The organism is Collimonas sp., from assembly GCF_039923675.1.
Lineage (GTDB): Bacteria > Pseudomonadota > Gammaproteobacteria > Burkholderiales > Burkholderiaceae_D > Collimonas.
Genome location: NZ_JBDTCG010000059.1, coordinates 64,283 through 70,539, shown reverse-complemented (window position 1 = coordinate 70,539; position 6,257 = coordinate 64,283). Strand labels below are relative to the sequence as shown.

Below are 6,257 nucleotides of genomic sequence, written 5' to 3'. Positions count from 1 at the left end.
GTCAATTTCGTCGCCCAAAATCAAAGAGTAAACGCGATCTCGCCAAAGTTTACAAGCCCCCCTCAGCAACTCATTGAATGCAAACGACTTTCTCAGCTAGCTGCCGAGTTGTGTATAACGACATGACTATTACCCGCTTTAATAATTTTCAAAGACATGCATCAATCCAAGATATGGAGTCTGCTAACTTACTCAGCGGGGAACGACCTTTCTGAAAATTTTACGTAAGTCCCGTTTATAAGGAATTCGTAATTTTTTTCATCACTCGGCTTGACGTATTTTGTTTGCAATTTTATTTGTGCACCATCTATTTGAAATTGCTGTTGCAGCGCTTTTTTTCGGCAGTTTCGCGGTTATTACAGGCGCTGTATAAGGTGAAAAAACATGGCGTCGGCGTCTGTTCAGAACAGCGATCAAAACATCACACCCGCTGCAACCCCAGTGAAAACACCACCCCATCCGCAACATTTTGCGCAGTAATAGTCCCACCCATCTTCGCCATATAAGTTTTGGCGACAAACAGCCCCTGTCCCCGGCTGCCATTCGCACCGGCATCAAGCTGATCAGAGACGCCGTATTCGAAAATCTTGTCGATCAATTCTTCAGCAATGTGCGACCCGTAATTATGGATGGCGATGGTGGCTGCGGTTTCAGTGGTTTTCAGGTCGATGGAAATCATGGAACCTGGCTGGCGGCAGCGGTCGGCGTTGCGCAGGACATGCGTGACCACATCCTCCAGCGAATAATCATCGGCCCTCACCATCACGCATTGCCGGCGGCCGGAAAACCTGACGTCGGCGATGCCGACCAGCGGCGCATTGTCGGCAACGTTGCCCAGGAAAGCGCCGATGTCGATGGACGTCACCTGCAATACCGTGGATTGAAACGCCTCGCTGGGAGAGGCGCTGCCATACAGTACCCGTATTGCCTGCTGCATACGGTTGATGTAGCGACTGCTCTGGCTTTCTGCCGTACCCTGCAAGGCCATCAGCGACTGCAGCGGCGACATGATTTCATGACCCACCGCATGCCACATTTCCTTTTCCTGTTCGGCGCGGATTTCCTCGCGCTCGAGGTCTTCCCTGACGCGCCTGAGCAGGTCGTGCAGGCAGCTTGCCAGCACGCCGAGCTCATCCGCGCCGCGCAAATCAGTGAGGTTGAACTGGTCGAGGCCGCCTGATCCCTTGACGATCTTCGATACCTTGGCTGCGCGTCGGGTCAGCAATGTGATGCGGCGGATGATGCCGATCTCGATGACCAGCCAGGCGACGAACAGCGCCAGCAGCATCGCGCCGACAAACCACGATACCCGCGCTGCCACCACGCCCAGGCTGCGGTTGACGCTGCGCTCGTCACCGTTCAGGGCCACATCATAGATTCCCGCCGAGGTGACGACGGATTCCCGGCTTTCGTTCGGCGTGCCCACTTCATCCACCGGCAGGCGGCGCACCAGGCGGCTGAGCAGGCGCGAACTATCGTCCGGATGATCTTCGGCCCCGCTCAGGCTAACCAGATCGGTATTGTCTTTCGCGCCGCGCTTCCTGATGTGCAAGCTCTCGCCCGGCAGCAGCAGCGAAGCAAGGTCGCCCACGGCAAATGCCCGGGCCGCGCCGGCGCTTTTACTGTCGAGCAGCAGCGGGCCGTCTCCCGGAGACAAGACCTCGATCCGCACCTGGATCTTATCCAGGTCGGCTGGTGGCCAGACCGGGGCATTTTTCTGGAACAGGGCATCTTGCAAGACGGCCACCGGCAGCCGCAACGAGAAAAACGCGCTGCGCGGGCAATTGGTATCGCCGTCGCCCTGCCCGGGCTTGCTGCATAAGGTGCTTTGCCAGATCCAGCCGCGAAAATCCTTGACCGGCCTGGCCCCCACGCGGCCGCTGTCGTCATCGAGAAACCCGGTCAGGCGGCCATGCGCTCCATGTGCCTGCACGGCGTTGGGATCGCCGTTCTTTTCAAACGGCGCAATCCAGCGATAGGTCTGGCCGCGCAGCGCCACCGTTACCCGCACCCGGTGCGCGTCGCCGATATCCTGCTCACCGCGCTGATGCGGCATCAGTTCATCGCTGACGAAACTGCCAGCGACATAGATGAAACCGCCGGCCCAGGGATTATTGCCGATGGCGACACATAACGCACCGCTATCGCCGTATTGCACCAGACAGCCGGACATGGTGACTGCCTGCTGCACTTTGTTCTGGTCGTCGAAATCGAGCGAGGAAAACGGCAGCAATACCGGGTGCAGCGACGCTGCAGCGCTGGTTTCTGTGCGGGGATTCAACAGCGCCAGTTGCCCGGCCGGATGGCGCAAGGTAGCCATGATCTGGTCGCCGGTCTTGCGAAAACTGGCCTGGTAATTTTTGTAACTGAGCTGCTTTTCCTGCTGCAGCACATACAGCGCCAACGCAACGGTCGCTAGCGCCAGCAGCAGGAAGGCGCCGCGAAACAGGATACGCAGGCGGTATTGAGCGAGATTCGGAAAACTGATCTTCATGGGCATGCATTCCCGTTGTTGAAGCGGCCGCGCATCAGGTTTCCTGGTCTACCCAGCGGAAGCCGCGCATCGGGATATTTTCAATGCAGGCGAACTCTGGATCGACCTCGCGAAACGCATCGCGGATGGTGCTGACGTGCTTGCGTATATTGTCGCGGTTGCGCCCGCTCTTGACCACCTGGAACAGCTGTTCATAGGTCACCACCTGGCCGCGATGCTCGTACAACGCTGCCAGCAGACGTTGCGCAGTCAGCGGCAGGTTGATCCGTTGCGCGCGCCAGATCGGGGTCTTCTGGCGCAGCGGATCGATCGACAGTTCATTGCCGTTGGCCGCCGGCGCAACCTCTTTCGCGCTGTTGCGGTCCTTGGCGGCGCGCAGGATTTCCAGGAAGGTATCGATGAAATCGGATTCCTCGAAGGTCGCCTTCTGCAGGTAATCCCAGGCATCCAGCGCCTTCATGATGCTGCGGTAAATGGTAGCCGGCATGGCCGATACCACCAGCACCGGCGTCGCCTGGCCTTTGTTGATGGCGTTGATAATGGCGACGCCTGCATGGCGTTCGCGCCCCAGTTCGATATCGAGCACCACCACGTCGTAGTTTTCACGCGCAAGCGCGGCCTCGGCATCGTCGCGCGTATGCCACTGGTCGACCTGGATACCAGGCTTGGCCGCTTCGATCCAGCCCTTGAGCTGGTTGCTGGTCGGGATGTCGTCTTCGATCACCGCTACTTTTAACGCCTGCTTTGACATGTTTTCTCCACTGCCCTGCCATCAATCACGCCTCCTCCCCCGCGCAGCCCTCTCTCCAACACCTCTGCAAAGAGATGAGTTCGTTTGCCGAACCGGGACCATGTGAAAGTATCCACGCTTTCCCGTGAAATGTCTGCGCCGCGCTGTGAGTATTTCTTCACACGACATACCGGAAGGCGACGTTGCGGAGCATTCACCGCTCTCGGATAACGCGACTGCCCCTGCCTGCCCATTGTTGCTTCCGCCACCCGGGGCGCAAGATTCTTCCCATGGAAAAACGCTCTGCGCCGCTCCCAATCGTCGAATCATTACAACCACCAGGGGAACTATCATGTCTGAACGGCTCGAATCACTGGCGCAGGGCTTACTTGCGCTGCTCATCACCACCATGTCGGCAATCGGCGCCACGCTGGCCGGCGTGGCCCGCACCGTGTGGCGCAGCTGGATACTGTTGCTGGCGCTCGCACTGATAGGCGGCAGCGGCTACGCATTATTCACCCATCCGCCGTTCAAGACCCTGGAACCGGGCGAAGTCGGCATCCGCACCAACAAGCTGACGGGCGGCGCCACCGAGATCAAAGAGGGCCTGGTGGTGGTCATCCCCGGCTTGCATGAATTGCGGCGCTACTCGCTGCTGGACCAGGTATATCGCCCGGTGCGCAGCAGCAAGGCGAATGGCGAAGCGCCCTTCCAATCAATCGAGGGCCTGTCGCTGGGTGTAGACCTGACCATCCGCTACGCCATCGACCCGTCCAGGCTGGCCGCCATTGCCGAGAAACTGCCGGCCGACATCAATGGTGAAATCGTCGAGCCGATGGTGCAAGGCGTGATCTACAAGTCCTTCACCCGCTATTCGGTACGCGACATCTTTTCCACCAAGCGCGGCGAGATCCAGAAAGAAATAGAAAACGAATTGAAACCGAAACTTGCGGCCGACGGCATCATCCTGCGCGGCGTGCAGATGGGCCAGGTCGACCTGCCACCGGAATATCGCCAGGGCATGGAGAAATTGCTGGCCGAGGAACTGGAAAGCGAAAAAATGAAATACACACTGGAGCTGAAGAGCAAGCAAGTCCAGCAAACCGAACTGGAAGCAGAAGCCGACAAGGTCAAACGCGAGAAATCGGCGGAAGCGGCCGGCAACGAACAAATCATCGCCGCCAAGGCCCAGGAAGAAGCCATGAAGCATGTGCTGCCGTTCAAGCAAAAACAGATCGAACAACGCCAGTACGAAGCCGAAGCAGAAAAAGTATCGCGTATCAAGATTGCTGAAGGTAGTGCAGAAGCACGCCGCATTGAAGCCTCTGGCGAAGCCGATTCACGGCATAAACTAGCCGATGTCGAAGCCTATCGTCTGGAGACGATCGGCAAGGTCACCAGCGCCCAGCTGGAACGCGACGGCGCGCTGATCTCGAAAAATCCCTTGCTGATCCAGAAAACCATGGCCGACAAACTGTCCGACAAGATCTCGGTGATCATCGCCCCGCCCCCGGCCAATGGCGGCTTCATCGGCTCGGCCCTGCTCGGCAGTACGCAAGCGGTTGCCGCCCAAAACCAGCAAACCGTCGCTAACGCTGCGCAGGAGACACAACAATGATGCTCGCCGCCCTGGCCCTGGTCGCCATCGTCACCCAGGATAGCGCCGCCCTGCGCGCCGCGCCGCGCGAATCAGCCCAGCAACAGGCCGTGCTGTGGCAAGGCGACAGCCTGGAAGTGCGCGGCGAGAAAATGGACTACCTGCAGGTCTACGACCACCGCCGTGAACGCGGCGGCTATATCCGTGTCTCGCAAGTGCGCACGCAGTCGCTGGAACCGAAAGACGCCCCCGACCTGCTGGCAGTCGTGCGCTTCCTGCGCGACACGCCGGGGGCCGAGGCGCTCGGCATCAGCTACGCCGCGGCCTACCTGAAAGCGGCGCCGGCCGAAGCCATCGGCCCCGAACCGTTCGATGCGCTGGGAGTCATGGCGGACCGGCTGGCGCGCCGCGCCTCCGCCAAACGTGGCAAAACCGACGACACCGTCTTGTCGGCTCATCTGGAAGTAGCATCCAGCTACGGCATCGGCATGCAAGGCTTCGAGCGCGACGGCCGCATCCAGCTATGCTACAACGGCGAAGCCTTCCGCCGCGTGCTGGCCATGCAATCGAACGATGAGCAGCGCGCCCGCGCTGCCCTGGCGCTGACCCGGCCCGAATGCGTCGATCCCGATCTCACGCCCACCGACCGCAACAGCCTCGACGCCTGGCGCGCCGAGATCCTCGACCGCGTGCAACTGAACGAGCTGCCGGAGTACGAAAAAAACCGCCTGCGCCTGCGCCGCGCCAGCGTCTGGGCCGGTATCGCCTTCGAGCGCGCCAGACAGCGTCAGCCGGCCCAGGAAGCCGCCAACCGCGCCTTGCAGGAACTGGCCGGCGTCAACCCCGCAGACATCGCCGAACCCGATGCGAGCGCCTATACCGACGCCGCCGTGCGCGTCGCCGCCTCGCGCTGGGCGGCAGAACCGGAACCCGCCGCCGGCAGCGGGCTGGCGGTCGTCACCACGCCCGGTGAAAGCGGCGAAACCTGCGTCGCGCTGGTAGATGCCAGGCACGATCAAAAAAATCCGCTCGTCAAACGCTGCACCTACGGCCTGGTGTGGAAAGCCTCGGCCAGCGTCAATGCCCAGCAAACCGCGCTGGCGCTTGCCGTGCAGCCGCTCGATTCATGGCGCGAGCTCTGGGTCTTCCGCCAGGGAGAAAAAGGCTGGAACATCGACATCCTGCCGCCGGCCGCCAACGCGCCCGATGTCGGCTACCTGGAATTCGCCGGCTGGGTGCCGGGCAGCGCGAAGATGCTGGCGGTGCGCGAAGCGCGCGTGGACGGGCGTTTCAAACGCAGCTTCGAAGTGATACGGATGGATACAATGGACGTCGAGAAGCAGGCCGATAACCCGCGCTCGCTGAGCTTGTTTTATCGCTGGCAGGACCCGGCCTGGAAAAGAGAGACCTTGAGTATGCGGAGATAGCCGGTTCTT

The 6,257-nt window shown here is 60.3% G+C and carries 4 protein-coding genes; 2 read left to right on the top strand and 2 right to left on the bottom strand.

What is annotated here, in order from left to right:
- Positions 1-421 precede the first annotated feature (421 nt).
- Together ABI171_RS13575 and ABI171_RS13570 are read right to left on the bottom strand one after the other, a co-directional pair.
- Entirely contained in the window at positions 422-2,494 is a 2,073-nt protein-coding gene (locus tag ABI171_RS13575; protein ID WP_348093092.1) for a HAMP domain-containing sensor histidine kinase, read from the bottom strand.
- 34 nt (positions 2,495-2,528) lie between these two features.
- Entirely contained in the window at positions 2,529-3,245 is a 717-nt protein-coding gene (locus ABI171_RS13570) for a response regulator (protein WP_348093091.1), read from the bottom strand.
- Positions 3,246-3,576: 331 nt separating this feature from the next.
- Here ABI171_RS13570 and ABI171_RS13565 point away from each other — a divergent pair, with 331 nt between their 5' ends.
- Positions 3,577-4,842 (top strand): SPFH domain-containing protein, encoded by a 1,266-nt coding sequence (locus ABI171_RS13565; protein ID WP_348093090.1) that lies wholly within the window; start codon positions 3,577-3,579, stop codon positions 4,840-4,842.
- Positions 4,839-6,248, top strand: coding sequence for a hypothetical protein (locus ABI171_RS13560; RefSeq protein WP_348093089.1), 1,410 nt, complete (start codon positions 4,839-4,841; stop codon positions 6,246-6,248). The genes ABI171_RS13565 and ABI171_RS13560 overlap by 4 nt, the downstream gene beginning before the upstream one ends.
- Positions 6,249-6,257 lie beyond the last annotated feature (9 nt).

Excerpts from the sequence above, each read along its gene's own strand:
- ABI171_RS13575 (WP_348093092.1), bottom strand. The coding sequence starts at position 2,494 with ATGAAGATCAGTTTTCCGAATCTCGCTCAATACCGCCTGCGTATCCTG.
- ABI171_RS13570 (WP_348093091.1), bottom strand. The coding sequence starts at position 3,245 with ATGTCAAAGCAGGCGTTAAAAGTAGCGGTGATCGAAGACGACATCCCG.
- ABI171_RS13565 (WP_348093090.1), top strand. The coding sequence starts at position 3,577 with ATGTCTGAACGGCTCGAATCACTGGCGCAGGGCTTACTTGCGCTGCTC.
- ABI171_RS13560 (WP_348093089.1), top strand. The coding sequence starts at position 4,839 with ATGATGCTCGCCGCCCTGGCCCTGGTCGCCATCGTCACCCAGGATAGC.